Below are 2,965 nucleotides of genomic sequence, written 5' to 3'. Positions count from 1 at the left end.
TCGTTTTTAGCGAGGTATACGACATCATTAAAATAGATACTAAATTAGAAAAGAATATACTGAAAATGCTTAAGATTTCTCTACTTAACAAGTCATCACCTGAGAATAGCATATTTGATTTATTTAAAAATAAAAAGAAAATTATCAATGATGTACAGAAAGTAACTAAAGTATATAGACAGTATAAAAGCGTTAAAGAAAATAATTTAGCTTGAAAAATTCTATTTTTCGGTAAATCTTTGTATAGAAACATTATTCCAGAATTAAATTCATCTCGAAAAGTAGAATAAATCATATAAGAAAAAATTAATGTTGGTAAAACAAGTTTAAATTGTGATTGAAATACAATGCTAACAAAAAAACTAAAACTTGCATTATCTCCTGCTACATAAAAAACTTCCATATCTGGACTATTTGTCAGTAGAGGAACTACTAATGGAAGTAGAGAAAAAGCAAATAAAAATTTTGTTTCTGATCTTAACCATATTGTCCTAAAAATTGTAAATAAATTTATGCTCATTTTATTATCTCCTTTAGTTATCAATCAGAAGAGACTTTATAATCTCCTCTGATTGATAACTAATCTAATTAGACTAGTTATTCTGCTTATTAAATTGTTACGCGACGATTGACTTTGTAGCTAATGCTAACAATACCGAAATTCCATGTATGACGTTTAAATAACTTTTTAAATGCTTTCATAACTTCCTCCTTTATCTTGATACAAATAGTTTAGCTGATTTCAGATGTCTATGTTAAATCTTGCTCTGAAATGTTAATTTTTTCTGCTGAAATGCTTAGAATAGAAAATCTGCTTTCAGTTAAGAATTGCGTTAAATTCTCTAATTTATTTGTTCATATTCTATTTCAAACTACTATAATTTCAGGCAATAGGCCTATTTTACTTATATAAATTTAAAAGCCCGATGTTCCCATCAAGCTTCTTTTTATCCATGTACACGTTTCATATAGTCTTGATAACTTTCGGTATCCATGAGTTTTTTAGCGTTCTTGACGCGGTCTGCTGTTGGTGGTTTAACCCCTTCAAGCGAATAAGGGATTCCCAATTCACGCCACTTGAATTCTCCCATAGTATGATAAGGCAGAATTTCAAACTTATCCACATTTTTAAGAGTCTTGACGAACTTACCAAGTTCAATCAAGTCATCATCTCTATCTGTCAAACCTGGAACTAGCACGTGGCGAATCCAGACAGGCTTTCCAATATCTGATAGATACTGGGCACAGGCCAGGATGTTTTTATTGGTTTGGCTAGTGACAATCTTGTGCTGTTCTTCGTTGATTTCCTTAATATCCAATAGAACCAAGTCAGTAACAGCCATGAGTTTGTCAAACTTTTCAAGGTAACGTGCTTTATTGCGGAAAGGCAAAGCACAGGTATCCAAGGTACAGTGGATTCCTTGTTCCTTAGCCTTAGTGAAGAGGGCAATCAGGAAATCAATCTGCAAGAGGGCTTCTCCTCCACTGACTGTAATACCACCCTTATTTCCCCAGAAACCGCGGTAGCGCAAGGCCTCTGTCAAGACATCATCTACCGTCCGTTCACGTGATTTGTTGGACTCCATGGCCCAAGTATCTGGGTTGTGGCAATACTGGCAACGCATGTGACAGCCCTGCAAAAAGACAATAAAGCGAATACCAGGTCCGTCTACCGAACCAAAGCTCTCCGTTGAATGCACCATTCCTGTCACTTGTCCATAATCAATTGTTTCTTCAGACATATCGTTACCTTCCTTGAAAACGTTTTATAGTTTTATTATATCACGACTTGAAGGAAAAACAAGATTTTTGTCTATTTTTTAGAAAGCAATCTGTTTTTCAATTTCATTTTCAATTATTTATCATTTTATTCTTCAAAATCAAAGCCATACAAGGTTGCAAAGTAGTCCTCAGGGCGCTCTGCACGGCGAATTTGACGGGCTTTGCCTTCTTCAGTATAAAGAATTTCCGCAGAACGAAGTTTAGCATTGTACTGGTAGCCCATTGAAAAACCGTGGGCACCTGTATCATGAATTATCAGCAAATCACCGATTTCTGTATGAGGAAGTTCTCGATTCACTGCAAATTTATCATTGTTTTCACAGAGTGAACCGACCACATCTACCACTTCAGCTGGTTCTTCTGGATGAGTCACGTTAGTAATATGATGGTAAGCTCCGTACATAGCTGGACGCATGAGGTTGACTGCTGATGCATCCACACCTAGATAGGTACGGTAGGTTTTCTTCTTATGAGTGACTCTTGTGACGAGAGCACCGTGAGGTGCCAGCATAAAACGACCCAATTCGGTGAAAATCTTGACCTGACCAAGACCTGCTGGCGTAAGGACCTCTTCATATACCTTACGAACTCCCTCACCAATCAAGGCAATATCATTTGGCTCCTGCTCAGGACGATAGTTGACACCAATACCGCCAGAAAGATTGATAAAGTCTAGCGGAATGCCCAACTTTTCCTTGATTTCAACAGCCAATTCAAAAAGCTGACGCGCCAACTCTGGATAATAGAGATGGGTCACGGTATTGGACGCTAGGAAGGAGTGAATCCCAAAAGTCTTAGCTCCTTTTTCCTTCAAGATGGCAAAGGCTTCAAAGAGCTGGTCCTTGGTCATGCCAAACTTGGCTTCTCCAGGATTGTCCATAATGTCTGTTCCTAGTTCAAAAACACCTCCAGGGTTGTAACGACAAGAGATAATCTCTGGAATGCCTGCCGCTCTCTCCAGATGTTCAATATCTTCAAAGGCATCCAAGTTAATGGTCGCACCCAATTCACGCGCATAGGCATATTCCTTGTCTGGCGTGTTGTTTGAAGAGAACATAATCTCAGAACCTGGAAAATTCAGTTTATGACTCATCAAAAGCTCCACATAACTAGAGCAGTCCACGCCACAACCTTCCTCTTGGAGAATTTTCAAAATAGCTGGAGTTGGAGTAGCCTTAACTGC

Annotated in this window: 3 protein-coding genes; all 3 read right to left on the bottom strand. The window is 37.8% G+C overall.

Annotated features, from left to right (window positions below):
• Positions 1-520 (bottom strand): amino acid transporter (locus SMIDD26_RS12130; RefSeq protein WP_167747442.1); only part of this gene is annotated, 520 nt, incomplete at its 3' end.
• Positions 521-947: 427 nt separating this feature from the next.
• On the bottom strand, positions 948-1,742 hold the full coding sequence (pflA, locus tag SMIDD26_RS01480; RefSeq protein ID WP_061438686.1) for a pyruvate formate-lyase-activating protein: 795 nt from the start codon (positions 1,740-1,742) through the stop codon (positions 948-950).
• A gap of 125 nt (positions 1,743-1,867) precedes the next feature.
• On the bottom strand, positions 1,868-2,965 hold a 1,098-nt coding region (locus SMIDD26_RS01475; protein ID WP_061438685.1), incomplete at its 5' end, for a diaminopimelate decarboxylase.

It is taken from the genome of Streptococcus mitis (genome assembly GCF_001579035.1).
Classification (GTDB): Bacteria; Bacillota; Bacilli; order Lactobacillales; family Streptococcaceae; genus Streptococcus; species Streptococcus mitis_J.
This window is presented reverse-complemented; position numbering and strand designations above follow the sequence as displayed.

What these genes read in the sequence shown, in the direction of transcription:
- pflA (WP_061438686.1), bottom strand. Translation starts at nt 1,742, where the DNA reads ATGTCTGAAGAAACAATTGATTATGGACAAGTGACAGGAATGGTGCAT.